Annotated in this window: 29 protein-coding genes; 4 read left to right on the top strand and 25 right to left on the bottom strand. The window is 48.4% G+C overall.

The window, feature by feature from the left end:
• Positions 1–28: 28 nt before the first annotated feature.
• Genes M3223_RS14675 through M3223_RS14665 form a run of 3 tightly spaced genes read right to left on the bottom strand, consistent with a single transcriptional unit; the run spans position 29 to position 2308 of the window.
• Complete coding sequence (locus M3223_RS14675; RefSeq protein ID WP_435368019.1) at positions 29–1150, bottom strand: PAS domain-containing sensor histidine kinase; 1122 nt, start codon at positions 1148–1150, stop codon at positions 29–31.
• Positions 1143–1796: a response regulator gene (locus tag M3223_RS14670; protein ID WP_251562719.1), complete on the bottom strand. Its 654-nt coding sequence runs from the start codon at positions 1794–1796 to the stop codon at positions 1143–1145. Before M3223_RS14670 ends, M3223_RS14675 begins: the two co-directional genes overlap by 8 nt.
• 35 nt (positions 1797–1831) lie before the next feature.
• Entirely contained in the window at positions 1832–2308 is a 477-nt protein-coding gene (locus tag M3223_RS14665) for a GAF domain-containing protein (RefSeq protein WP_251562717.1), read from the bottom strand.
• Between the two features lie 246 nt (positions 2309–2554).
• On the opposite strand from M3223_RS14665, the gene M3223_RS14660 reads away from it, so the two are divergent.
• Positions 2555–3316, top strand: coding sequence for a Crp/Fnr family transcriptional regulator (locus tag M3223_RS14660; RefSeq protein WP_251562715.1), 762 nt, complete (start codon positions 2555–2557; stop codon positions 3314–3316).
• A gap of 428 nt (positions 3317–3744) precedes the next feature.
• Here the strand turns inward: M3223_RS14660 and M3223_RS14655 are convergent, their stop codons facing one another.
• From M3223_RS14655 to M3223_RS14550, 22 genes are all read right to left on the bottom strand, one after another.
• Positions 3745–4233: a hypothetical protein gene (locus tag M3223_RS14655; RefSeq protein WP_251562713.1), complete on the bottom strand. Its 489-nt coding sequence runs from the start codon at positions 4231–4233 to the stop codon at positions 3745–3747.
• 28 nt (positions 4234–4261) lie between these two features.
• Positions 4262–4750: a hypothetical protein gene (locus M3223_RS14650; RefSeq protein ID WP_251562711.1), complete on the bottom strand. Its 489-nt coding sequence runs from the start codon at positions 4748–4750 to the stop codon at positions 4262–4264.
• 30 nt (positions 4751–4780) lie between these two features.
• Complete coding sequence (locus tag M3223_RS14645) at positions 4781–5317, bottom strand: hypothetical protein (protein ID WP_251562710.1); 537 nt, start codon at positions 5315–5317, stop codon at positions 4781–4783.
• 39 nt (positions 5318–5356) lie between these two features.
• Positions 5357–5902: a hypothetical protein gene (locus M3223_RS14640; protein WP_251562708.1), complete on the bottom strand. Its 546-nt coding sequence runs from the start codon at positions 5900–5902 to the stop codon at positions 5357–5359.
• Between the two features lie 29 nt (positions 5903–5931).
• Complete coding sequence (locus tag M3223_RS14635) at positions 5932–6423, bottom strand: hypothetical protein (RefSeq protein WP_251562706.1); 492 nt, start codon at positions 6421–6423, stop codon at positions 5932–5934.
• Positions 6424–6713: 290 nt separating this feature from the next.
• Positions 6714–7217: a hypothetical protein gene (locus M3223_RS14630; RefSeq protein ID WP_251562704.1), complete on the bottom strand. Its 504-nt coding sequence runs from the start codon at positions 7215–7217 to the stop codon at positions 6714–6716.
• A gap of 25 nt (positions 7218–7242) precedes the next feature.
• Positions 7243–7722, bottom strand: coding sequence for a hypothetical protein (locus tag M3223_RS14625; protein ID WP_251562702.1), 480 nt, complete (start codon positions 7720–7722; stop codon positions 7243–7245).
• 214 nt (positions 7723–7936) lie between these two features.
• Positions 7937–8446: a hypothetical protein gene (locus tag M3223_RS14620; RefSeq protein ID WP_251562700.1), complete on the bottom strand. Its 510-nt coding sequence runs from the start codon at positions 8444–8446 to the stop codon at positions 7937–7939.
• A gap of 40 nt (positions 8447–8486) precedes the next feature.
• Positions 8487–9011, bottom strand: coding sequence for a hypothetical protein (locus M3223_RS14615; RefSeq protein WP_251562698.1), 525 nt, complete (start codon positions 9009–9011; stop codon positions 8487–8489).
• A 20-nt stretch (positions 9012–9031) separates the two neighbouring features.
• Positions 9032–9490 (bottom strand): hypothetical protein, encoded by a 459-nt coding sequence (locus tag M3223_RS14610; protein ID WP_251562696.1) that lies wholly within the window; start codon positions 9488–9490, stop codon positions 9032–9034.
• A 23-nt stretch (positions 9491–9513) separates the two neighbouring features.
• The gene (locus M3223_RS14605) at positions 9514–10002 is read right to left on the bottom strand and encodes a hypothetical protein (RefSeq protein ID WP_251562694.1); all 489 of its coding nucleotides are present in this window, start codon (positions 10000–10002) and stop codon (positions 9514–9516) included.
• A 350-nt stretch (positions 10003–10352) separates the two neighbouring features.
• Complete coding sequence (locus tag M3223_RS14600; RefSeq protein WP_251562692.1) at positions 10353–10859, bottom strand: hypothetical protein; 507 nt, start codon at positions 10857–10859, stop codon at positions 10353–10355.
• 504 nt (positions 10860–11363) lie between these two features.
• Positions 11364–11870 (bottom strand): hypothetical protein, encoded by a 507-nt coding sequence (locus M3223_RS14595; RefSeq protein ID WP_251562690.1) that lies wholly within the window; start codon positions 11868–11870, stop codon positions 11364–11366.
• Between the two features lie 28 nt (positions 11871–11898).
• Complete coding sequence (locus M3223_RS14590; protein ID WP_251562688.1) at positions 11899–12372, bottom strand: hypothetical protein; 474 nt, start codon at positions 12370–12372, stop codon at positions 11899–11901.
• A 232-nt stretch (positions 12373–12604) separates the two neighbouring features.
• The gene (locus M3223_RS14585; RefSeq protein WP_251562686.1) at positions 12605–13096 is read right to left on the bottom strand and encodes a hypothetical protein; all 492 of its coding nucleotides are present in this window, start codon (positions 13094–13096) and stop codon (positions 12605–12607) included.
• Between the two features lie 29 nt (positions 13097–13125).
• On the bottom strand, positions 13126–13599 hold the full coding sequence (locus M3223_RS14580; RefSeq protein WP_251562684.1) for a hypothetical protein: 474 nt from the start codon (positions 13597–13599) through the stop codon (positions 13126–13128).
• A gap of 349 nt (positions 13600–13948) precedes the next feature.
• Positions 13949–14371 (bottom strand): hypothetical protein, encoded by a 423-nt coding sequence (locus M3223_RS14575; protein WP_251562682.1) that lies wholly within the window; start codon positions 14369–14371, stop codon positions 13949–13951.
• 517 nt (positions 14372–14888) lie between these two features.
• Positions 14889–15878: a ketoacyl-ACP synthase III gene (locus tag M3223_RS14570; protein ID WP_251562680.1), complete on the bottom strand. Its 990-nt coding sequence runs from the start codon at positions 15876–15878 to the stop codon at positions 14889–14891.
• Between the two features lie 27 nt (positions 15879–15905).
• Positions 15906–16247: a hypothetical protein gene (locus M3223_RS14565; RefSeq protein ID WP_251562678.1), complete on the bottom strand. Its 342-nt coding sequence runs from the start codon at positions 16245–16247 to the stop codon at positions 15906–15908.
• Positions 16248–16279: 32 nt separating this feature from the next.
• On the bottom strand, positions 16280–17914 hold the full coding sequence (locus M3223_RS14560) for a thiamine pyrophosphate-binding protein (RefSeq protein ID WP_251562676.1): 1635 nt from the start codon (positions 17912–17914) through the stop codon (positions 16280–16282).
• 236 nt (positions 17915–18150) lie between these two features.
• The gene (locus tag M3223_RS14555; protein ID WP_251562674.1) at positions 18151–19227 is read right to left on the bottom strand and encodes a methyl-accepting chemotaxis protein; all 1077 of its coding nucleotides are present in this window, start codon (positions 19225–19227) and stop codon (positions 18151–18153) included.
• 556 nt (positions 19228–19783) lie between these two features.
• Positions 19784–22195 carry a glycoside hydrolase gene (locus tag M3223_RS14550; RefSeq protein WP_251562671.1) on the bottom strand — a complete coding sequence of 804 codons (2412 nt, stop codon included), beginning with the start codon at positions 22193–22195 and terminating at the stop codon, positions 19784–19786.
• 383 nt (positions 22196–22578) lie between these two features.
• On the opposite strand from M3223_RS14550, the gene M3223_RS14545 reads away from it, so the two are divergent.
• The 3 genes from M3223_RS14545 to M3223_RS14535 all read left to right on the top strand — a co-directional run bounded on the left by M3223_RS14545 (position 22579) and on the right by M3223_RS14535 (position 25996).
• Positions 22579–23544 carry an ABC transporter permease gene (locus M3223_RS14545; protein ID WP_251562669.1) on the top strand — a complete coding sequence of 322 codons (966 nt, stop codon included), beginning with the start codon at positions 22579–22581 and terminating at the stop codon, positions 23542–23544.
• Complete coding sequence (locus tag M3223_RS14540) at positions 23538–24401, top strand: carbohydrate ABC transporter permease (RefSeq protein WP_251562667.1); 864 nt, start codon at positions 23538–23540, stop codon at positions 24399–24401. The genes M3223_RS14545 and M3223_RS14540 overlap by 7 nt, the downstream gene beginning before the upstream one ends.
• Positions 24402–24463: 62 nt before the next feature.
• On the top strand, positions 24464–25996 hold the full coding sequence (locus M3223_RS14535; protein WP_251562665.1) for an extracellular solute-binding protein: 1533 nt from the start codon (positions 24464–24466) through the stop codon (positions 25994–25996).
• Positions 25997–26173: the final 177 nt, after the last annotated feature.

The raw sequence follows: 26173 nt of genomic DNA, 5'->3' as shown, positions 1-26173 counted from the left end.
TATTTTCGTGTTCATTCCACAGATTCGGCTAAAACATCCGCGTCGCCGGAAGCATCAGCCTCACAACCGTGCCTTCGCCGGGAGCGGAACGCACCTCCAGTGTGCCGCCGGCGGCGCGCGCTCGCTCCTCCATGCTGAACAGTCCGACGCCGCGCTGCGGCTGCTTCGGCTCAAAACCCGCGCCGCTGTCGCGGATGACCGCTTCCAATACGCCGTCCCGCTCCTCCAGCGATACGGCCGCTTCCGACACTCCGGCGTATTTCCCCAAATTCGTGAGCGCCTCCTGCACAACACGGTACAGCGCCGTCTCTGCCGACAGCTCCGGCCGGCGGCTGAGGCTGCAGCTAAAACGGACACGAATGCCGTAATGCCGCTCGTAATTCTGGATATACGTACGCAGCGCCGGAACGATGCCGAGATCGTCCAACACGGAAGGTCGCAGCTCCCAAGCCATGCTCCGCACCTCTTCCATGAGCTGTGACACCTCGCCAAGCAGACCTTCCAGACGCGAATCCGCTCCATCGGAGAGCATCCGGTCAAGCGAAATTTTGAAGGAGAACAGGCTTTGCCCGATTCCGTCGTGCAGCTCCCGCGAAAATCGGCGGCGCTCCTCCTCCTGGATCTGCATCATGCCGGACATCGCCTGCTGCAGCTGCTCCTGCGTTTCCTTCAGCTCGGTTACCTCATGCCGGATCGCCAAATATTGATATGGCTTGCCGCTATCGTTCATAAACGGCACAATGGTCGTGTTCATCCAGTAAAGCCGGCCGTTTTTGGCCCGGTTGCGCACCTCGCCCTTCCATACCTTTCCGGAAGTAATCGTTCCCCACAGCTCTTCAAAAAATTCAGGGCGGTGGTGGCCTGATTTTACAATCCGATGCGTCCGGCCAATCAGCTCTTCCCGGTTATATCCCGAGATTTCACAAAACTTGTCGTTCACGTACTGGATGCGTCCGGCGGCATCCGTAATGGCGACGATCGACGCCTCGTCCAAAGCGAATTTGACGTCGGCCAGCTGCTTAAGAGAACGGCGCAGCTGCTCCTTGAATTGCGGATCTCCGATCCCTTGCTCGATCCCGTCCAGCAGCAGCTCAACGTTGGCGCCAAGCCCGCCCGACAGAGGGTTATTCCTAACATCCTGTTCACTCAAAGTTCAGCAGCCCTTTCTTGGCCGCGTATTTCACCAGATCCGGCCTTGTTCTCAGGTCCAGCTTTTCCATCAGATTGCTTTTGTGGGTTTCCACCGTTTTGACGCTTATAAACAATAACTCGGCAATTTCCTTGTTGGAGTAGCCCTGCGCCACCTTGGCGAGAATCTCCTTTTCCCGGTCCGACAGCGACTCAAAGCTGCCTGACTGATTGCCGCTGCGCACTTTTTCCAGGTAATCATTCATCAGCCGCTTAGTCGCCGACGGGTACAGATAGGCATTCCCTTGAGAAACATGCCGAACCGCTTCCAGCAGCTGCTCATAGGGAGAGCTTTTTAGAATATAACCCGACGCTCCCGCGTGAATGGCCCGGAACAAATATTCTTCATCGTCGTGCATGGTCAAAATAAGCACCGCCATATCCGGCAAAAGCTTGCGCAGCTCCGCTGTCGCCGTCAATCCGTCCTTGCCATGCGGCATGCTGAGATCCATCAGCACAACATCCGGCTGCAGCTCCTGCGCTTTAACGATTGCTTCGTCCCCGTCCGCCGCCTCGCCAACCGCCGTCAGCCCGTTTCTGCCGTCCATCAGCTGCATCAGGCCGGAGCGGACAACGGCATGGTCATCCACCACCAATACACGTATCAAGCCTCTGCCTCCTTGCTCGCTTCATCTACTATCTATTATATCCGACCGCGCAGCGGCCCGCTTGTTTCACCCGCTTTATCCAGAGCAGATCCGATCCGGAGAGCGCTTCTCTCAATCGCCAAACGATCCTCGGCGCTCAGCGTTTTTGGACGGCGGTAACCGGCAAGCAGCACACCTTTGCTTCGTCCGGCCGCTGTCATAATTGGGACTGCATACGCTGAGCGGATGCCCTCCACGATGATCAGCGGATAATCATGCAGCTGTTTTCCAGCGCCCAGCTCATCTGCTTGAATCAGCATCGGACGTCCCACCTTCAGCACCGAGCCAGCCAATCCGCGTCCTGGCCGCTCCGCCATCATCCGGTAACGGCCGCTGAATGCGCCTGCGGCCAGCTTCCAGCAAATTTTTCCGTCAGAGGACGCAACCGCAGCCAGCATGCTTACATCACAGCCTGTCTCGGCGGACAGCCGCTCCAGCTCTCGTTGCCCTTCCCGCTCCCACTCTTCCAACACGGCATACCCCTCCTTTTCCGCCGCACTTTCTGTTATGTACGATTGTAAATCTTCCGTTGCTTGGCGTAAGTCGGGGAGTTCCCTGATCCTGCAAGGGTAAATCCCCCGAATTGAGGCACCGGCGTGATATTCATCACACAAAAGTAAGGGAATTCCCCCCAAGCGGTTCAGGAGGTTCCCCGATAACGCTGCAGTCCCGCAGGAGGTATGCTGTAAACAGCTAAGAAACACGAGGAGTGAGCGGTTATGGCAATGAAACAACCGATGGAGCGTTCGGCTTATCACGACAAATCGAGCTTGGAAACGGAACAAACGGGATTTTCCGCTTTTTTTACCGAGGAGCAGTGGAAAAGCATTCAGGGGCTAATGTCGGAGCGCCGCGCGGAAGCAGGCCATTTCCTGTTCTGGGAAGGCGAAGCGGCCGATAAGCTGATCTTCGTCCTGTCGGGCAAGGTCAAGCTGCGCAAATCAACGGAGGACGGCAAGGAATTCATTCTTTCGATTTTGCAGTCCGGCGACCTGATCGGCGGCCCGGAGGCGGGACGCCATTCCGTTTACGGCTTCAGCGCTGAGGTTGCCGAGGAGGCAACAATTGGCGTTCTTCCTTGGATGGATCTGGAGAAGCTGCTCATGGCGAGCGGCGAGCTTGCGATGCGCTGGATGAACGGCATGGCGCTGCAGCAAAGAATTGCGGAATCCAAGTTCCGCGACCTGCTGCTGTACGGCAAACCCGGCGCGCTCGCCAGCACGCTGATTCGCCTTGCCAACAGCTACGGAGTTTTACGCAAGGACGGCATGGAAATTGGCCTGCGGCTCACCAACGCCGAGCTGGCCGAATTCATTGGCACGACCCGGGAAAGCGTCAATCGAATGCTCGCCTCGATGAAGGATGATGGAATCATTACCGTCCGTAATGGCCTCATTACGATTGTGGATCAAGCTGCGCTGCGCCGCATCTGCGGCTGTCCGCAGTGCCCGGCTTGTCCGAAGGAAGTGTGCCGGATTTAGTTGGATTAACTTCTCTAATATTTCCGATAAACGTATACTGTTGAGGATTCTTGATAGGAGGTGAGTTGTCCCGTAATGGATACCGTTAGAATCGACCTGCCGCCAGCCGTAACTTCCATCCTCATACCGGCAGTCCCTACGTCCTCCCCGATTGAATTGACTGCTTTGTAACGGGCAACGGCAATCAGTGATTTTCCGCTAAAATACTCGACTTGGAAATTATAGCTCCCACCGGGTGGAATACTATGCGGAGTGGGTACGGGACGCTCAAAATCTCCAATTAAAGTAGCTGAGTAAAATACCAAGTCCCCTGTTAAATTAATTATATTAAATCGTTTCGAAGCCGCTATGGCGGGTAATCTATCTCTTTGGCTTTGGCAGAGGTATAAATTCATTGGAATGACCACCTTAATCTACTTTTTAATCATTTAATTTTTTATGATAACCGCATTCGGTTTCTCATTCCTGAAGCCAATTCCTGTCCCGGTTGTCAAAATACCCAATTGCGCAGATCCGGCAAGCACGTACATATCCATTATGACCGTCCCTACCATATTGTCCTGATCATCTACGGCGTTGTAGTAGGCAGTCGCCACATACGCCTGATCTCCAGCAGCGCTCTTTACCTGAAAATTATATTTGCCTCCTGGTCTGATATTGTGTAATTGCGGTTTAGGCGACTCAAAGTCTCCCGTTAACGCCGTAGCTTTCAGCGTATAAATTCCCGTCCTGTTCTCAATGTCAAAGCTTTTGGAACCCATAATAACAATTGTATTATTATTGTGTGAATTCTTTGTAGAGGAAGAGGCTTCGATTATCCGGACTGAAATGACCAATAAAATAAATAAAACGATTACTAACCCCACCGCCATTCCTCTTCTATTTACTCCAGTTGATAACCTTTGATTTGCGTGCATTTAAATGCCTCCGTAAGTTCACTTAATCCTAATATTGCCTATAAATATACACTGTCGAAGACTCTTGATACGAAGTTAAACTCCCGCTTAACTCTGGCGTTAAAGCGAATCCGCTATCCCATACGCCCATTCTCATGCCGATATTCCCAAGAGTGCTCCCGGATGAATTTACCGCTTTGTATCGGGCTATTGCGACATTGTCTCCTTGCGTGGTCCCTACTACAAAGGAATAAAGTCCTCCCGGAGCGATGCTGGAAGGCAAGGATGGTACCGGTGATGCAAACTGTCCTAAAAACGTAGTGGCCTCCAATGTTAAATCACCCGTAAGATTATAAATCGTAAACCTTCTTGAAGCAGCAGAGCTGATCGAGCCTTCATCGAGTCTGCTTTCCTTTGGGAAATCAGGAACTATCGTACGCGATGCTATTATAATTAGGATGAACAGCACGCAGGTTATTCCCAGCGCTGCTCCCCTTTTCTTTTGTTCACTCTGCACTTTATGAAAGGATGGATTCATTTCAATTTCCCCTTTACGCATACTCAACGGTTAACTAATACGAATAGTGGCAACGTTAAAGTACCCATTGTTATTGCTGCTCCCGAGCTGTCCGTAGACGGGTCCAGTTGTCTCCACCGCTGTATCTGTTCTCGTCTGGTTGTTCTCCGTACCGCCGTATACGATCATATCCATAATGACAGTACCTACGTTTCCCGAGGTTGGATGAACAACATTATAATAAGCGGACGCCAAATAATTATAAGCTTTATACACAGATCTTTTTACCTCGAAGTTTTGTTCACTGCCCGGAGGAATGCTGGAAGGGAGTCCTGGACCACCCGTGGACTCATAGTCTCCTTTAAACGCTGTAGCAACTAATGTGTAGAGGCTTGTGCTGTTTTTTAAAATAAATCGTGTCGATAAGGCAATGGAAACCCGTTCATCGTCCTGGGCTTTTGCGTCTCGGGAAGGAATACAGAAGGTTTGAGCAGCCAAAACCAATAGAATAAATAAAACAAGAATTATATTCATCCGCATCCGGCTTTCGTTCATGCCGATTGACTTACTTCTAGATGTTAGGTTCATAATAAAAATCATCCTTTGTTCAACATAATTGCTAATCGTTTACTTTTGCTCAATTCTGCACTGCTCCCAGTCAATTACATTTACTCTCGTGTATGGCGCGGAGGGCTGGCTGGAGGTCCAACCGTCGCTGTTAAAATAAGGCCTGGCACAACCGTCATACCGCAGTTTGACCTTAATCGTACCGTAGCTCACCCCTCCTCCTCTTCCGTCAGGATAGATGAGTTCGTAGCTTAGTTCCGCCTGTTTGATAAATGCATTCACATCCAAGCAAGTGTACGTAACCTGCTGTGGAACAAATTGTTGAATACCTGTAAGGTAATCCCTGCTTACCGTTATCATTGTTGAGGGGGAAGAATCGCTCGTATAGCCGAGATATTTAAGGTCTAAAATGCCCGTATTATTATACAGCCGGATTGTGCTTACGCTGCTAGCTGAAATATCTTCAGAGCCCCCGGAGCCGCAGCAGGATGAAGCTCTCGAGAAGGTACTGGTCACTATAATGAGTAAAATAAACAATATGAGAAGAACTGCCGTACTGGCGCCGTTTGTATTTGAGATAGACAAAATAGATTCAAACTCTTTCATTTAAATAAGCTCCTTTTAAAATTAATCCGCTATCTCACAACAACGAACATGACCAACGGCGCATCATTCGTTCTCCTGCCAAACTGAGCGCCAAACGGCGGTGAAATGACCGGAAGCTGAATAAAGCTCAAGTCATTTCCATTAATTACATTACAATGGATTAGGCACTGTATTTCTCCTACTTTTGCGCCTGCTCCACCGTTTACCACCGAGTGCACATTGTAATTGACAGAGCCTATCATTCCAATGGGTACCCGAATAAAGTTCCGTATTCCTGGAAGTACAATATCCTCGTCTGGCGTTAGCCAGGTTGCATTGCTAATAGAATCGAGCACAAGAGCATATCGATAAGTGTCGTTGAAAATGACGAAATTTTTTACTTCAGGAAGATTTGCAGCAATAAAATCCTCCTCGGAAGCGCTATTGATGATTTTATTATTCGTAAAAACGCCTACAACAATTACCAACAAAATAAACAATACTATTGTGACGCTCAGCGGCATTCGACTTTCAGCGTTCATTTCTAACCTCCTAATTTTGAGCAGTAATAAAAGATATGTTTCTATAAGAAATGCGCATAAAGTACAAATTGACTATTCGATAGCCCTTTAGTTAAAAATAAGGCGATGAAATTGAGTGTTAATGCAAAGACCCAGCTACGGTTAACCGGAACTGGGTCTTTGCAATCTATGACAACCTATTCATCATCGCCATAACGTCACCTGGCACAATTGTTTGCTCTCTACCACAACCTCGACATGCTGGCTGGACAGCTGCCAGAGCTCCCCTTCACATCACAGCCTCCTTAACCTTAGCTTCGAATCCATACGCTCGTCGAGTAATTATCCCGCCTGTAAAAATTAATCGGCCCTGTTGTATAAAACCTCATATATGATGTTGCCCCTGGTAGTGCGGCCGTATTAGCAATCATATCCAAAATAAAAATTCCCGTTCTCGTCTGCCCGGCTTCCCGATACTCGTAACTGTAATAAACAGATGCTAAAGAGTTTTTATATAAACTTGTAGAAACCTGGTAACCATAACTGCCGCCCGGTAAGATGATATGCGGATCGGGCTTTCTTTCAAAATCCCCGGATATAGTGGTAGTCGTTAAGGTAAAAACAGATTCATTGTACACGTTAAAGCCTTGGGAAGAAGCGATTTCGATCGAGTTCCCTTGCTGAAGGAACTCCGCCCGAGCTGTTCTATCATAGACACGACTGACAACAACGGCTAGTATAAACAATATCAAAATAACGCCGAGCGAACTTTTAGAGCCGTTAAGTTCACCTTGAGATTTTCCTTTCATCTCCATTCATGCCTCCCTCATGCGGCCCTAATTAAGGCGCATATCTGTTTTTTATATACAAGGACCCAACATTTAAAGAATAAGAAAATCCCTCGATTTCCGTAACAATTATCGTTATATAGTTGGGAGTACCTGAAGTTCGCAGCGTCATATCAATGTACCGGCTGTTATCATTGTTAGCCGTATAGCGGACATAGGCGTTTCTGTCATAATTAGCTGTAACCTCTACCTGATAGTTGTAGCTCTCTCCCGGATATAGAACGTTGTTATTGGGCGGCGGCGAAGCGAAAGATCCGGAAAGCCGAGTCGTATCCACACGTACATTTGATTGATTATAAATATAAAAGTCGCCCACTGAGGCAATTGCGATTGGCGGTAAAACACCGCCATCCGTTGAATTAATTCGTTGCGTACGATCACTAAAAACACGGGTAACAATCGTTACTAGAATAAATAAAACTAATATAACGCCTAACGTCTTTCCGTTGATCAATTTTGGTGTTTCCTTCATGCCGCTGCCTCCTGATTCTCTATTGCTGCCAAACTGTGTCTACTATAAGAAATGCATGCAGATTCATCATTGACTATTCTATAGCCCTCACGTGAATAATAATTTATTGATAGTGACGGCCTTTCAACGCAAAGACCCTGCTCCGTTAAACGGAGCAGGGTCTTTGCGTTTCACCTTGACCTGGCGCGCAGATGAGAGGAGTGTTCGGCAAGGCTCAGTTTCTAATATACAGAGTCGCAGGAAAGTTCATGTCCCAGTAGTAGCTGATCGGTCCTGTGATATACAATCTCATACCTGGCATACTGCCGCCTGTTCCGTTCGTATTCACAATCAAATCCACGAAATAATTTCCCGTTCTCGCCTGTCCGGCATCCTGATACTCATAGCTGTAGTAAATAGTTGCAATAGATGTTTTATACCATGCGGTTGAAACCTGATAAATGTAACTTCCGTTGGGACGAATAGTGTGTCCAGGCGGTTTAGGCTCAAAATCTCCAAAAAGGCCGTTAGCCGGAACCGTTAAAGTGAAGTCGGATTCATTGTAAATGTAAAATAATACCAGTGAATCGATTCCAGCAGCGGGATTATCCTGTTGCGGATTTTTCCCTTGAGCGGATCTATAAAAGATCCGGCTAGCTATAACGGCTAAAATAAACAAGACTAACACAATGCCGAACGATTTCTTGTTATTACTGCTAGGTTCGTCTCGTGATGTTACAGGCATTATCCTTCCTGCCTCCCAATGCTGCGATTCACCCTACTCATCATCGCCTTAACGTTACCCGGCACAATTCTTTGCTCTCTACCACAACCGCGACATGCTCGCTGGACAGCTGTGCATCCGACCAGCCGGCTACGCCCAAATTGCAATTATCATACCTCAATCTAACCTGAAAGGTGCCGTAGCTTATTCCTTGCCCGTCACCAGTCGGATAGATGACTTCATATTTCAGCCGAGCATATCTTTTGTTCGGATATGAGGTCTGGCACTCATACGTTACTCTTTGCGGCACAAATGCGTCGTAAAAAGGTGTGTATATCGGACTAACCGCTATGCTAGTAGAAGTATCACTGGTATAATCAATAAACTTTAAATCAAAAATATTCGTGCTATTATAGAGTCGAGCATATCCCTCGCCGCCCGCCGGAGCAATACCGGGGTCTCCTGGTGATGGCGAGCTGGAGCCTATACTTGTTACAAGAACGAGTAAAATGAACAAAATCAATACAACGGTCCAACGGTTACCGCTAACTCCAGAAGTAAAAATCTGACGATCCGCACCCTCCAACCTAATCACCTCTTTCATCATCAACTTGGTCTGGTTATGAACAAAACCAATGGTGCATCCGACGTCCGTCTTCCCATATCAGCACCAAGCGGAACTGTGTTTACGGTTACTTTATAGCTGCTTAAATCCCGGTTGCCAGTCACGTTGCAAATAATCTGAACAGTCAGATCTCCGGCTTTAGCTCCTGCTGCGTTGATAACATCATATCGAGCCGTGGCCGTCGTTCTGTTCGGAACCCGAATATAACTGCTTTCTCCGGGGCCTTGGCGAGCCGGTGAGAGCAGTGTGCCGCCATCAAGTGAAACAAGATTAAGAACATACACGTACGTGTCGTTAAAAACAAGGAACACTCTTTCATCCGGAGCGACTGCGGAGCCAATATTCCCATCGCTCCCGCTGTAGCTATTCACGGTTCGTTCCTTTTTAAATACACCCACCGTAATGAACAATAAAATAAACAAAACTAATATTTTCCCCATCGTTAAACCTCCATTCGCATCGTTTAGTATTTCCTATATATATAGGCGATTCGATTTCCCGTATCCGTGAACGAGGTCAGTCCCGACGTGATAAATGAGACCGTTATTTCTGCAACTCCTGTTTTTGTGCGCATTGTTACCGTAACGATATTCCCGTTAGTTGTTGCGTATCGGGCAAAAGCGGCATATGTCGTGCCTGCTAAATATTTCACCTCAAAGTTCGCCTCTTGGCCTGGGGGAATTGAATTCAATGGAGGAAGCGGCGCTTCAAAATCTCCATATATATCCAAAGCGTTAAGGGTGAGATCATTCGTTAAGTTAATAATCGTAAATCTTCTGGATTGAGCGATGGAGAGTGACCCATCGTCATTTTGAATTTTTTCCGCGCCAGCTGGAGCGCAGAAAACGCTGTTTACAATAACGACCAGAATAAACAAGACCAAAACAAAGCCAAGGGTCCATCCCGTCTTGCTGCTGTTTTCCGTTGCGCGTTGATTATTACTCGGTTTCATTTCATTGCCTCCTGCTCAGTTTCTAATCTTGCGAAGTGGGCCAATCCTTCGACTAGCTATCAGCTGTATACTATAAGAGATGCGTATAGACTCAAAAATGACCGATGCAAAAGCCCTATTAGCCAAAATAAGGCTGCAAGAGGTCTGCACTCTATTGGCACAAGGCGCTTAACCAAACTAAAGCTAGTATTTCTCAACGCAAAAGACCCTGCTTCGACAGCCGAAACAGGGTCTTTTGCAAGACTGGAACAATGGAGCAATTGAAAATAAGCCGTCGTCATTCTGCATATTTTGCGTAAACAAGACTAAAATATAGTCCATGCTCTATCCAGTCTTACCGTTGTTGGCCGTCAGTTTATAATCCACACATTCTCGGGATAAGAGACTGCCCTCCTGTAGTTAATCGGTCCAATCGGATATAATCTCATAACTGTATAATAGGGGCCAAGTCCGCTCGTATTCACAACCAAATCTAGGATAAGATCCCCCTTTCTCGTCTGTCCGGCATACTGATACTCATAGTTATAGTAAATATTTGCAATAGATGTTTTAGATAAATTTGTTGAAACCTGATAGTTATAACTCCCGCCTGGAGGAATAGTGTGGGCAGGCGGTTTATGTTCAAAATCCCCAAACAAACCGTTAGTTGGAACAGTTAAAGTAAAGACGGATTCGTTGTAAACGTTAAAGCCTACTGAGCCAGCAATGCCGATAGGAATATCTCGTTGCGGATTATCCGCTTGGGCGGTTCTATTAACGATGCGGCTAGCTATAACGGATAACACAAACAAGACCAAAACAAGACCAAACTTATTATTGCCGTTACGTTTATCACGGGGTGTTGCGGTCATTTTCATACCTATCTCCTTAGGGGTCTTGTCAAGGAATATATCTATTTCTGATATATAATCTATCTCCATTTTGAGAGTAGGACAGCCCCTCTATGGCCGTAACAGTCAGAGTTTTAGTCTTATGAGTGTTATTTGTGCTCAGTGTAATATCAATAGAAACGTTTCGGTTGCCGCCGAATTCCACATAACGGATATAAGCGCTCCTGTCCGTATTACTTCTGAATGTAATCTGATAGTTGTAATTTTGTCCCGGATTAAGAACGTTTGGACTGGGACCCGGCGGTTCGAAGGCTCCCTCTAACTGCGTTGTTTCCAATGTGTAATTCGACTGATTATAAATGGTGAAACCTGCTGAATCAGCTATATTGATCGGAGACGAGTCCCCATTCTGCGAGTTTTCCAGTCGGGAAGCATCATGAAACACGCATGTTACGATAACGACCAAGATAAACAGGACCAACAGGACGCCTATCGCTGGGCCGCTTGGTTTCATTTCATATCTCCTCATGCTCAGTTTCTAATATACAAACTCGTAGAATTGCTTCTTTCCCTGTAGTAGTTGATCGGTCCAGTGATATACATTCTCATAGATTTCAGCTTGACGCCTAAAGCGCCCGAATCGACAATTAAATCTAGAACAAAATTTCCTATTCTCGTTTGTCCAACATTCCGATAATCATAGCTGTAATAAATATTCACGATAGATGTTTTATATAGATTTGTTGAAACCTGGTAGTTATAACTTCCTCCCGGAGGAATCGTATGTCCAGGCGGTTTTCGTTCAAAATCCCCAAACAAGCCGTTAGCCGGAACGGTTAACGTGAAGATGGATTCGTTATAAACGTTAAAGCCTACCGAAGCAGCGATTCCAATAGGACTATCCGGTTGCGGATTTTCCGCTTGAGCGATTCTGTTAAAGATACGGCTAGCTATAACGGTTAAAATAAACAAGACTAAAACAATGCCGAACGATGTCTTGTTAATACCGTTAAGTTCATCTCGGGGTGTTAAGTTCATATTGATTCCTGCCTCCTTAGTGGTCTACTTAAGGTTCATATCTATTTCTGATATACAATTTTTCTGCATTTTGAGAGTATGTCAGCCCCTGGATTGCCGTAACAAGTATGACTCTATCGCTCCCGTATGTCCTTAGTGTGATGTCAATATAAACGCTATTGCTGCTGGTTGATGTATAACGGACATAAGCGTTCCTGTAATCTGTATTTTTGATTGCGACCCGATACGTATAATTTTGTCCTGGATTAAGAACGTGGATAGGGGGACCTGGCGGTTCGAAGTCTCCGAGCAACCGCGTCGTTTCAAATGTAGAATCCGACTGATTATAAATATAAAAATAATTAAATTCAGCTATACTGATTGGTGGAGAGTCGCTGTTTTGTGAGCTTTCCAGTTGGGAAGAATCATTAAAAATGCGTGTTACGATAACGACTAAGATAAATAAGACTAACAGGACGCCTATCGACCAGCCTCTTCCGCTAATTGATGCGTTTCCTTTCATGTAAAACCCTCCTTGATGTTCCTATGGTTGAATTTTGCGAGGTGAACCGGTGAACCATATCCTTCAACTATCAACCAGCTGTATACCATAAGAGATGCTCGTTGGATCAATAATGACCGATGCAAAAGCCCTATTAGCCAAAATAAGGCTGTTAGCAGAGCTATTTTCTATTAAAAAAACCTTGCTCCGTTTACCGTAGCCAGGTCTTAAAATCTTTATGAACGAAAAGAACTCAGTTCCGAATATATACCTTGGACGAGTAATTTTCCGGTCTGTAATAGTTAAGTGGTCCTGTTGTATACAACCTTATATACGCTGTACTTTGATTAACCCCATTCGTGTCAGCAATCATATCTACAATAAGGGTTCCCGTCCTCGTCTGTCCGGCTTGCCGATACTCATAACTGTAGTAAACATTAACAATAGAGGTTTTATATAAATTTGTAGAAACCTGGTAGTTATAACTTCCACCCGGTAAGATGGTATGCGGTGCCGGCTTTTTTTCGAAATCCCCGAATAAACCGGTAGTCGTTAAGGTAAAGGTGGACTCGTTGTAAACGTCAAAGCCTCTGGAAGTAGCGACGCCAATAGGAACATCCTGCTGAGGAGGCTCCGGCCTTTGATCAAAAACATGACTGACAATGACTAATAAAATGAACAAGACTAAAATAACACCAAGCGAACCCTGTTTACCTTTAAACTCGCCTTGAGTTGTTGCCTTCATCGATTACTACCTCCCCTAATACAGCCTTATTAAGGCGTGAACCTATCTTTTACGTACAAAGATTCAACATTTAAAGAATAAGAAAAGCCCTCAATTGCCGTAACGATTACCGTTTTTCTGGAAGCGGCCCCTGATGTTCGTAGCGTTATATCAATATGGTTTCCATTAAGAGCCGTATAGCGGACATAAGCGTTTTTGATCGTTTTAGAGTCTACTGCAACCTTATAGTTGTAGCTCTGTCCCGGATTAAGAACATTGATACTGGGCAGAGTGTGGAAATCTCCATATAGAAGAGTCGTTTCCATTCGTAATTCCGATTGATTATAAATATAGAAATTACCAAAGTCGGCAATGGTAATGGGTGGATTTTCGCCATTAACTGTGCTGATTTGTTGAGGAGAGTCGCTGCAGACACGAGTTACGATCGTCACTAAAATAAACAAAACGAAGATCAAGCCTATCATTTTTCCGCTAGATGAAGCTTTTTTGGGTATTTCATTCATGCGATTACCTCCTGATGTTCATTTGCTGCTATACTTGTTCATTTCTATAGAGGACTTGTCAGCTGTATCTATTAGAAGATGCTGAATCACTCCCTATTGATTGTTATACTAGCCCTTCTAAAAAAATAGGGCTGTTGGTTCAGAACAAGATGCTTGACCATAATAAGGCTAGTATAATTTCTCAACGCAAAAGGACCCTGCTTCGGTTGTCGAGGCAGCGTCTTTGGCAAGATTCCATGATTAATATTTCAACAGCATACTATGCTGGCCGCGGGCCCGCTCATTATTTCATTAATTGTATTCGCTAAGGTTTGACTTCAATTGTTGCGAAGAGTTACAGACGAGCTCTCTAAATCAATGGCAGGTTTACTATCATTGCTATTTTCATATCTCCAATAACAACACGATTCGGCAATACTAAGTTGTAAGTGACTTCGGCAGTGTAAGTTCTAAAAGGACTGGATAGCACCTCAAAATGGTAACTCTTCCCTGCAGGGGTCGTATGTGGAGAGGGTCCGGGCGGTTCAAAGGATCCAGTGAAGTCGCTGTAGTTCGTCGCATTTAAAATGACCTCTTGTGAAAGAGATGTTCTATTGAGAACATTGAATCCACGGGAACCTTGTATGGTTGATAAATCCTCCTGCTGCACATTGCTATTTTCTAAAGGTCTATAAAATACTTTGGTAGCAATAACCATCAGAATAAATAAAACTAAGATTATTCCGAAGCTTAAGCCATTGCCATTACTTACTTTTGCCATTTCAAAGTTCATTTTAATGCCTCCTAATTGATTTCAATGAACAGAATATGCGGGTTAACAGCTATGATAAATTCCTCACATAGGCCCATACTTGTTCTGCATTACATTCAATTGGACCGCTTATAGATTCAACCACAGTTCTTCCGTAAAATCTCGACTGATTAGTTACAGTAAACCTGAGTTGAATATTTCCTACTGATCCGCCCTGCAATAATACGTTATAAAGAACAGAAGCGGTCGTATTGTTGCTTTTCGGAAGATGAAAACCATAATTTCCTCCGGGACTAATAATGTGCGCACTAGGATAGGGACGGATAAAACCTCCGCTTAAAGATGTTGTTACTAATGATATATCAGTTGTTTCGTTATAAACCGTAAATCCAACGTAGTCGGATTATACTGTTGAAAAGGAAGCTGACCTATACTCTAGCTGTCGAGAAAACAAAAGATTGACACGAATTTGACGAGCCTTGATACACAAAGACCCTGTTCCGATTAACCGGAACAGGGTCTTTTAAACAATAAAAGATTAGTATTTCATCAACAAAGCGATGTTCTGCCAACCAGCTCCGACCGTCCAGAACACCAGGTACTCTCCGCGCTCGACTTTACCGGCTTTCAAGGCGTCATGCAGCGCCAAAATCGGGCTGTTGCTTGCCGTGTAGCCGTATTTGTCGCCGACGTAGTGGACTTTGCTCTCATCCAGGCCAAGCCGGTCAACGACAAGCTTGTTATTGCCGACCGAGAATTGCGAGAACAGGAAATGGCCGACTTCCTCCGCCTTCACTCCATTCTGCTCCATAACCTGCTGAACGCACTCAACAGCGGAATCAACACATACCGAGTCGTCGAACGGCGTAAACTGGACGTGAACGTCCGTCGGAGCCACTCCGTCGCGGTACATGTTGGACAGGCCCGTTCCCGGGAACAGGGAGTTGTCGATAACCATCGTATTGGTTTGGGACACGGAATCGATGAAGCCGCCTTCGCCCTCTTCCGCCTGAAGCAGCACCGCCGCCGCAGAATCCGCAAAGTTGGAATGATAGACCGGGTTATCCGTGCTGTGCACGGAAAGCTGCTCAGCTCCGACAACTAGCGCCTTGCGGACGCGAGGGTTCGCCATCATCGTGCGGCTCGCCTGCTCCATCGCAACGAGAATACCCGCGCAGTTGGCGTTAATATCGTAACAGAGCGTGCTTTTACCCGCGCCGAGCGCCGCGTGAAGCTTCATCGATACGCTAGGGATCAGGTATTCCGGCGTCTGCGACGTGAAAATAATCAGGTCGAGCTCATCGGCAGAAATGCCTGCGGACTCCAGCAGCTTTTTGGACGCCGCCACGGACATCGTGAACGTATTCTCTTCCTGGTTGTCGATAATGAAACGCTTGTCGCGCCCCAGCGCCTTCAGCAGACCCGCTACAGGCACGCCTGCCTCGGCGAAACGATTAATGTAATACTCGTTGTCCACTTCATTGGATGGATGGTACATCTCGATACCGCGAATACGTACAGCTGTCATGTTGCCTTTTCCCCCTCTAATTCTTCGTTATACTTCGTTAATTTCGCAGTTTTCGAGACCGACAGTGCGGGCTACGCGTCCAAGCTGCATTTTGAGAATCGGGTTTTTCGCCAGCGTCAGCACGACATTTTTGAAGCCGTCCTGTTTGTACATTTGGAAGCAGCCTTCCAGAATCGGCAGCGTCGACGGGGAAGAAACGTTAAGCTCCGTGCAATCGATATGAATTTCGTATTCGGAAGGCGTAATGGAGGCAAGGCTTGCTTGATAAGCCTTGACCGATTCCATCCCGTCCTCAGGAGAGAACGTTCCCTCTACTTTTGCTTTAAAAATGTTGTTTGTGCGGTCAATGTCGATATTAAAGCTGCCCATTTTCAAAATCCTCCTCTTTTGTTATCACTAATTTAACCTGAGACCAGAGCCTTCAGGCGATCCAGAATTGGCGCCGGCTCGCTGCCGTCCGTTACAACCTCGATGATGCAAGGCCCTTGGAGATCGGACGTAAAATCTTTAATTCGAGAAAGATCTTCCAACTTCTCTACCGTCATGCCTCGCACGCCGGCCGCCTCCATCATCGCCGCAATCGAGATGCGCTCCTGCTTGTAATCCGGCAGAGACCTTTTGAACAGGAACTGCTGGCCGCGCTCCACATAGGAGAGCATCGCATTGTTGATAATGATATAAACGACCGGCAGGCGATACTCCTTCGCCGTCAAAATATCCATGCCGTTCATAAAGAAACAGCCGTCCCCGGCCAGCGCAACAACCGGCTTGTCCGGCTCCGCCACAGCAAGCGCGGCAGCACCGGCAATGGCCGAGCCCATCGCGCCGTAGTCAAGATTAATCTCGAAATCCCCGCCATTCGGAACGGACAAATATTTGAGAGCGAAGTTCGTGAACTCGCCGATATCGCATACGTACCGCGAGTTGGAAGGCATTACGTCTGTCAAGCCTTCCAGGAACAGGCGGAGCGACAGTCCGGTATGATTCCGCTCGTAAGCATCGTTGAAAGGACGCTCTGCCGTTTGCGGAGCTCTTGCAGGACCGCAATGCTCCAGCAAATATGGCAGAGCGATTGCGAGATCCCCCCATACCGGCGCATCCGTAGGAAATACCTTGCCAAGCTCGGCTGCGTCCTGGTCGATATGAATGACCTTTCTTCCCCTCACAAGCACATCATTGAAGTTGCAGGTAGACGCTTCTCCAAGGCTTGTGCCGAGCACAAGCAGGCAATCCGGCTCGCTGCCGTTCACATAACGGAATGCAGCGTCCGTGCTGGAGAAGCCGTAATTGCCAAGATTCAGAGCGTAGTCGGCAGAAATGACCCCTTTGCCGGCTGGCGTCGTAATAATCGGCCATCCAAGCCGGGAACTGAGTTCCTCGATCAACGGTCCAAAGCCCCTGCCGCCGCGGCCAACCATAATCAGGCCTTTGCCCGCACCGCGAATAAGCGATGACGCGAGCTCCAGCTCTGACGGGAGCGGTACGCCTACCGGCGTATGCTCGTCCAGAGCAGGAGGTTTCGGCAGCTCAAGCTGAGGAAGCACCGCACGCTGAAGATCAATCGGAACAGACAAATAGACTGGGCCGCAAGGTGGCGTCAGCGCTGCGCGAACCGCTCTGTCCAGCTCCGGCAGCAGATCCTCCTCGCGGAGGACTGTGGCGCTGTATTTCGTTACCACTTTGACCATCTGCTCGCCGTCCAGCTCCTGGATTGCCCCTTTGCCCATCTGCCAGCGATTAATAGCCCCGGCGATGACGAGCATCGGCGCTTTGGCCCGCTTGGCGTCCGCAATTCCGTTCATCATATTGCTGACACCGACGGCTCCTGCTCCGGCACAAACGGACAGCTTGCCTGTTGTGCTGGAATATCGGGCCGCCATATACGCGGAACCGGCTTCGTTCTTTGTAATAATCGGCTTGATGCCGACGTCAATCAAGGAATCGTAAATCGGTCCTATTATGCCTGCCGGGATACCGAATAAATGTTCAACACCTTGAGCTTTCAAATAACGAAGCATGGCCTCTGCTGCGATCATACGATCCACTCCTTTTCTCTCTTCTCTCTAGAATCAGTGAAAAGGAAGCGCTGCGCCAAAAGCTCGGCTCTCTGTTAATTGACCTCCCAAATGATGTAGAAACCCGTTGTCTTAGGCATTAACCAGGGCTCGACCTTTGGCTTGGCTGCTTCTTTCACCTACAGCAATGCTGCCAGCCGTTCCGCTTCCTGCGAACGGGGATTATTCGGCACATTCCGTAATCGTACGGATATGCTCTAAATCGAATGCTTACTTGTTTCCGTTGGCGCCGCGACCGACTCGCCTTTTAGTTTGACCGCCTGCTCGTTCAGCTGGCGCGCAATCTCCAGCGTCTGCTGTACCGATTGCAGCTGCTCTTCGACGCATAAGGCAATCTCATTCGAGCTGGCCATGGAAAGCTCCGTATTATCGGTCGTTTCACGAACCGAGACGAGAATTTCCTCCGTTCCAGCATTGACCTGCTGGGTGACGCTGGATATCTCTTGAACCTTTTCCGACACCCGCCCCGTTAAATCAACAATTTTGTGGAATGACTGGCCGGCTGCATTAACATGAGCAACGCCCGTCTCCAGCTCGGTGTTGAACTTGGACATCGCCTCCACCGAACGTACGGAGTTGCTGCGAATGCCCGCCGCCGTCTGACCGATACTGCGGGCCGAAGCCGCGGACTGTTCGGCAAGCTTGCGGATTTCATCCGCCACGACCGAGAACCCCCGCCCATATTCACCGGCATGAGCCGCCTCAATGGCTGCATTTAGCGAGAGCAGATTGATCTGACTGGATATCTCTCCTACGATAAGCGCGATTCCTTCGATTTCCTCATTTAACCGGTTCATCGTTTTCATCGCCTCAGCTTGCGACAAAGCATGCTCCGACACACGGTTCATCTGTTGAACCGCAATATCAATCGTGCTTAAGCCGTCAGCCGCTTTTTCCGCAACATCCGCCGTCTCCTGCGCAAGCTCGTAGGAAAATTCGGCAATATGGCTCATACCGAGCGATACTTCCTCCAGCATGGTGCGGTTGGCTTTCGCTCCGGAGGCGATTGCTTCGCTGCCTGTAGAAACCTGCTGAATGGCAAGAGCGATTCCAGCCGCCAAGTCGTTCGTGAATTCTGTTTCCTTCACCAGCTTCTTCGATGACTCCGCCATTTGAGTCGACAGAGCGGCAAGCTCTTGACGCCTCAGCTGCTCCGCCTCTTGAGCGGCGGCATTCTGCCCTGATTCCATGGGAACGGAGTCGTCCGAAGACGGCTGCGGCTGCGGCTTGCGCAGCGCACTAAACCATTCGGACCATTTCTTGTTCGTGTTCAAGCTATTCTCCTCCACACATCACATGTTCAAGCTCACTTCAGACCGGTAACGCCCCCCGGTCCGCTCATCCCCCCTTTCAACAAAGCCAGGGTTAAAGCCGTACCTTTTTATATCGGCCAATTTTTTTATAAATTACATCCATCTGAAAGAAATTTGCACTAAAGTTCATATTTAATGGACCGCGATGCGTTAAATCCGAACTTTCCCTCGTTTTCATTTGTAATTGTTTTCAACTAAATTAATCTTCCATTGGCACTAACCGAACCTGGTTCATTATTTCGGCATAACAAAAAGCCCTGTTCCGGATTCATCAGGAACGAGGCTTAGAGGCAATTTGCCGGTCCGTCAGATACACTCGCAGCAACTCTGGGAAGCAAACCGATCCTCTCAATTATATCTAATGCTTACATATAATTCATTAATTTTCTTTCGAATCCCTATTTTGCACAAAGAAGGTAAATACGGCGGCAATTACACGACCACGGCTGATCGCGTCCGGCTTATGAAGCGTTAAAAGCCGCAGAGGATCGCTCCTCTGCGGCATGGTAAATTAAACTTAGATTTTCACAAAACGCACCGCATCCGCCACGGTATAACCAGCAGCCGATGCCAGCAGCTTCACGGAATTGGCTGTAGAGGAGGCCGTCAGCACGTAAGTTCCAATCTCCACCCACTGGCTGCCGTTAACGGTCTGGTTGACGGTTTTGGACGTATCCAATACGCCGCCGTACTTGATTTCCAGCGGAGCTGCCGTTGGACGGTTAAACGATGCGGTCCATTTCATATACACCTTATAGGTACCCGCTTCGGTAATCGTTGGCGTCCATACCGCGAATTTATCCGCATTAGCCGCTTCCGCTCCGTCGTGCAAGTAGTTCGAGCCCTGATAGCCGGAATCGTACGTGCTTGCCGTCCAGGCTCCGGTCGTCGAGAAGCCCGAATCTCCGTTATCGACAATGACGACTACCGGCACACCGGCCGCTCTGAACTCGTCAATCGTTGCCGATTGGCTGTAGCTCCGAATGCCCGCCCTTCCAGCCGTCACGCCAGTGTCCGTCACCGAGATTTTCTCTTCACCGTTCAGATAACCTTTAATTGTGCTGCCGTTCATGGACAGCCTCAGCTTATACGTCGTATTAAGGGATACGGTTTGCGGCAAATTAGCGAGCAGCGTAAACGTTCCGTTCACCTTTTTGAGCAGCTGCAGCCTGCTCTCACCCGAATTCAACCGCAGATGATAATAGTTGTTGTTGTCCTTGTAACGTCCTAAGATGCCTGTCGCCGCCGTGCTGTTAGTCGACTTGAGGTTTACGTCCGCCAGCACGTCATAGTTCGTCCATGCTGCGTCTCCTCTCGTCGTCACCGCTTCGCTAGCTGCAGTTGCCGATTGTTGGTACACATTTGTGCCGTCGGCCACGACCGACCAGCTTCCGCTGCCGGCCGTCCAGCCCTGAGCGTCGCCGTCTTCAAAGTTATCCGTCATGAGAGTCTGCAATCCCGGCGTCGGGTCCACCGGAGGAGCCTCGATGCCGGTTACGCCCGTGACCACAAACGTGCTGACCGATTTAGCCGGAACCGTCGTTGTGAAGCTTTTGCCCGACAGGCTCAAGCCGGTAACAGGAACAAGGTTTTCGCTGCCGTTTGTCGTGCGGTATCCGGTAAGCGAGCCGGACACATTCGTGAATTGCGACAGATCGTACTTCACTGTATTAGAAGAGCTGCTCGTATTCACCGTTACGATGACAAGCTTGCCGCCCTCCGTGTCGTACGCCGCTACGGAGTTGTTGTCCAAAATATCAATGATTTGATAACCAGGGCGGATAAACTTGCTCCATTGAGAGAGCATATGGTATTTTTTCGAAACCTCATACGTGCCCAGATCAGCATTGGGATCGTTCAGCTGAGTGCCGATCATGCCCCAGCCGTTGTTCGTAATTTCAACCGCTTGCCAGTAGACCCAAGCGCTGCTTTTCATCTCCTTGATATCCTTCAAAATATTCGTGGACATCGTCAGGCCGTCCCACACGCCGTCGCCATGCTCGGAGTTCCAGATCCGCTTGCCGCCAGCGGCTGCTTTCAGCCCGGCGCGGTCGCTCCCCATATAGGAATGCGTATTGTACTGCACGAGCTTGTCTTTTGTCGCCTGAGAATAACTGTTGATCGTATCGCGGGCAACGTCGATATTCGTCTCCTCCGGTGCGCTGATGCCGGTCGGCAGTCCCTTTGCTGCCAGCTCGTCATAAAGCTCCCCGATCATGATCTGCTGATTAGGCGGATTCATACGATTGCCTTCCTGGCGGTTATCAAAATACCAATACCCTGCGCTCGGCTCGTTAAAAGCCGACAGCGTCCGGAAATTAATTCCCCAATTGTCACGGAAATGTTTAACGACTGTCGTTAAGTAGTCCGCAAAATCGTCGTACATGTCTTCCTTCAGGTTTTCCGTCCCGTTAAAATTGCCTGTAACGCTCCCGCTCTTCGTCATCCACCATGGCGGGGAGTTGGCGAACGCCTCCGTGATGAATTCGTTCTGGTCGATGCGCGATTTAGCCGCATCCAGCATCCAACGCTGATTGGCGTCCTTCGTCCAATCGTACGGCGCGCTCGCGGAAGCTTTAAAACCCGGGATTTGCGCGCGAAGATCCATCGGCGTCTGAAGCCCGATCGACTCGGGGTCCGGATTTTCGCCGCCGCCAATATTATATCGAACGATATTGAGATCAAGCCCTTCGTCGCTGAACAGCAAATCGGCATATTCGTCTCTGGAATAAACGTCGCCGCCTACGCGATTGGCCCACCAAGCGAGCGAGGTTCCCCAGCCTTCCCATTCCTGGTATTGCGTCGAGGGAGTAACTACAGCGGTGTAGTCTGCGGCATAGGCCCGCTGCTCCTGCACAATCCCAAGCCCCGTCCACAGAACGGCGCCTGCCGTCACCGTGCTGAACAATCTTATTCCAGCTCGTTTCATTACCTTACGCCTCCTCATAACTTTGATTTAAATTCCGATGATTGATCAAGCTTGACCTCGCTGCCCGCTTGCTCCGCTCCCACTCTCCTTTAGATCAATTCAACCCCTTATATGTAAACGGTTACATTTTATCGTTTCAAAATAAACCGGGTTACATATTCATAACACTTCATTATGTAAGGGGTTTCATAATTACATAATATTCCACCACTTTTAAGCTGTCAATAGATGGATTTAAGCTTGTTTTCCGACATCCTCGCATTTGCAAAAGACAGTTTTGTTCTATTAATGCGTTAAATCCGTTCCTATTTGTCGAAGTTTCCCGATGATATGCTTTGAATAAGGAAAGTTGACCGCAACAAAGAGAAAGAGGTGACACGATTATGGCCCTTCCATCTGCATCCAGGGCAAGCCGGACCGGCCTTCAACCGGGTAAAAAACCAGCTTCCTTATGGAAAAACCTGTGGAGCATGCGCTCCTTGTACTTAATGCTTTTGCCCGGAATCCTCTATTATGTCGTGTACAAATACGTCCCGATGTACGGCGTATTAATTGCCTTTAAGGATTACGACATCTTGTCCGGCATCGTCAAAAGTCCTTGGGCCGATCCCTGGTACAAACATTTTGTATTCTTTTTTGAATCCCCCTATTTCAACCAGCTGTTAACCAACACATTTCTAATCAGCTTGTACAAAACCGTGTGGGGAACGGCATTGGCCATTATTGTCGCCGTGCTTATCCACGAGGGACGCATTCCATGGCTGAACCGGTTCGTGCAAACGATCAGCTACATGCCTCACTTCCTGTCTTACGTTATCATTTACGGAATTTCAATCGCATTTTTCTCCGAAACATCCGGCCTGATTAACCGCTGGATTGTGGAAAACGGCGGCAGCGCTATTCCATTCCTCTCCTCCGAATCGTATTTCCGAAGCATCCTGGTCGGAACCGACGTCTGGAAGGATCTCGGCTGGGGAGCAATCGTGTATTTGGCCGCTATGTCCAGCATTGATTCCACCTTGTACGAGGCCGCCCGCATCGACGGAGCCGGCAGACTCCGCCGCATTTGGCATATTACACTGCCTGGCATTCGCAGCGTCATCATTCTGCTGCTCGTTCTCAAGATCGGCTCCGTGCTCGATGCCGGCTTTGAGCAAATCTATATCATGTACAATGTTCAGGTATATCCGGTAGCGGACATCATCGATACCTGGGTATACCGCGTAGGCCTGGAACAGCTTAACTTCAGCCTCGCCACAGCTGTAGGACTGTTCAAGTCCGTTATCGGCCTTATTCTCGTGTACTTTTCCAACAAGCTGGCCAGAAGGTGGGGCGGTAATCTATGGTAAGCCGCGGTTCAGAACGCTACTTCGATATTTTCATCTATGTGCTGCTGCTGCTCCTGGCATTTGTCTGCATCTTCCCGCTTCTGTTCGTGCTGTCGGTATCGGTTACGCCCTACAGCGAAGTGCTTCGTAACGGCGGGTTTATCCTTATTCCGAAGAGCATCACCTTTGAGGCTTACAAAATTTTGTTCGGGATGAAAGAAATTCCCAGAGCGTTTCTGGTCACCATATTTGTAACTGTTATGTCTACTGCGATTAACTTGATTTTGACGATTCCGCTGGCATTCGCTCTAAGCCGCAAACATCTGATCGGACGCGGGTTTTTCATCTTTATGATCGTATTTACAATGATGTTCGGCGGCGGACTGATTCCGACTTATCTCGTCGTACAAGCGACCGGACTGCTGAATACGGTGTGGGCTATGATCATCCCGACCGCAATCTCCACCTGGAACGTGCTCATCGTTAAAACCTTTTTTGAAAATCTGCCGGAGGAGCTGTTTGAATCGGCGCGCATTGACGGTGCCGGAGAATTCAAGGTGCTTTCCAGCATCGCTCTTCCCCTGTCCATTCCTGTTATGGTGACGATCGGGTTATTCTGTGTCGTAGGAAGCTGGAACACGTTTTTCGCGGCTATCTTCTACATTACCGACAACGACTTGAATCCGCTGCAAGTCATCGTCCGCAGATTACTGATGTCCGCCAGCGAGCTGAATACAAACGCAACCGATATCACGCTGCCGTCAACAACGCTGCAAATGGCTTCCGTCGTCATCGCCAGCCTTCCGGTTATCATCGTTTATCCTTTTGTGCAAAAACATCTGACAAAAGGCATGTTAATCGGGGCGTTAAAAGGTTAACTCCTTCCCTTCGGGTTTTCGTTTCACCAAATAGATCAACATATCGAGAGGGGCAATCATCCATGAAACTGAACCGAAAAAAATCATTAGCCTTCGCTATGCTTAACGTGCTTACCGCTGCTGCCGTATTGGCAGGCTGCAGTTCCGGCTCCAAATCCGGAGCTCAAAACAATACCAATCCGGAGCAATCCGCAGAGAAAAAAGACGAAAAAGTGCCAATCGAGGTCATGGTTGCCGGGTTCTCCACAACGCTGCCTGAAGACGACTTCGTGAAAAAAACGATCGATAAAGACCTGGGCATTGATCTGAAGCTGACGCTCACCAGCACAACGGACGAGCTCGTTCAGAAGCTGAACGTCCGCGCCGCCGGCGGCGATCTGCCCGACGTCATCTCCTTCACGGCTGCGCAAAAAAGCGTGTTTGAGGAGTATGTGAAAAAGAATTTGCTGCTTGAGCTGAATCCATACGAGGAAAAGCTTGCTCCGCTAAAAAGCTTTATTAGCGAGGATTTCCTTAGCCGCACCGCTATTAACGGCAAATACTACGCGATCTCGCTGAATACAAATCCAAATTTAACTACGTTCTGGGTCCGTAAAGATTGGCTGGACAAGCTTAACCTTGCCGTTCCGCAAACGTTGGACGAACTGCTGGAGGTATCTAAAGCGTTCACGGAGCAGGATCCTGACGGCAACGGTAAAAAGGATACGTTTGGCATCACCGGAAGGCTCGCCGATTTGGCCAACTTTGTAAACGTGCAGTACGGCAATTATGACGGATTCTATATTAAAGACGGCAAAATGGTAAACGGCCTGTCCCAGCCTGAAGCTAAGGAATCCATTGCTTATGTTCAAAAAATGCTCGCTTCCGGCTCCATCGATCCCGAAATTGCCAGCAACAAGCCAGAAAACGCCAAGGATAAAGCTTTCCAAGGCAAAGCCGGCATTCTGCTTACGGACTGGACCAGTGTGATGAAAGACGCCGAGAAAGCCAAATGGCAAGGCGCAAATCCAAATGCAGACTTTGTCATGATTGACAAGCTGCAAGGGCCAAAATCCGACTATATGGCAGCCGTGGGCCTTTCTGCCATCGGCGGACGGATGGTTATCTCCAAAAAGGTCGCCGAGGATGAAGTCAAGCTGCAGAAGATATTAGACCTGTTCAATTATGCCGCTCAGGGAAAAGGCGCCGATCTCGTGCAATTCGGCGTAGAAGGCACTCACTTCACAAAAGAAAACGGCAAAGTAAAACTGACGGACAAAGCGTCCGAAGCGTCCTATACGTGGGTATACCAAATGTCGGGACGTCCGGAAAAAGAATACCTGATTGCCAAATTCCCGGCCCAGGCTCCATATATTGAGAAGAACGACCAGATGAAAAGACTCGATATCTACTCGGCTTATGTTACTCTCCCGGCGGATTACAATGCCGCCGATGCCGACCGCTTCAAGCAGGAGGAGCTGCTGAAGTTCTACCTGGGCAAAAACAAGCTGGATAACTACGACAAGTTCTTGGATCAGCTTAATACAACGTTTAAATACCAAACGTATCTGGACAGCGGTTTTCAACAATTGAAAGACCTTGGATTCGCCAAGTAACGGACACTCGGCAGCGGGCGGGATGCGTCAAGCATCCCGCCTCACTGCTCCGTCCGCCGGCTTGGCGATAATTTTGCATGATTTCTGTAAGCGGATTCAAAACAGGGCTGCTCCTCCCGCTCCGGCTGCCAGCACGGCATCCGTTCTATGTTATACTGAATGTTGCTCAGCAATGGA

It is taken from the genome of Paenibacillus pasadenensis (assembly GCF_023715725.1).
GTDB classification, from domain to species: domain Bacteria; phylum Bacillota; class Bacilli; order Paenibacillales; family Paenibacillaceae; genus Paenibacillus_O; species Paenibacillus_O pasadenensis_A.
Note: the sequence above shows the minus strand (reverse complement) of the source record. Positions and strands in the feature narration are given on the sequence as shown.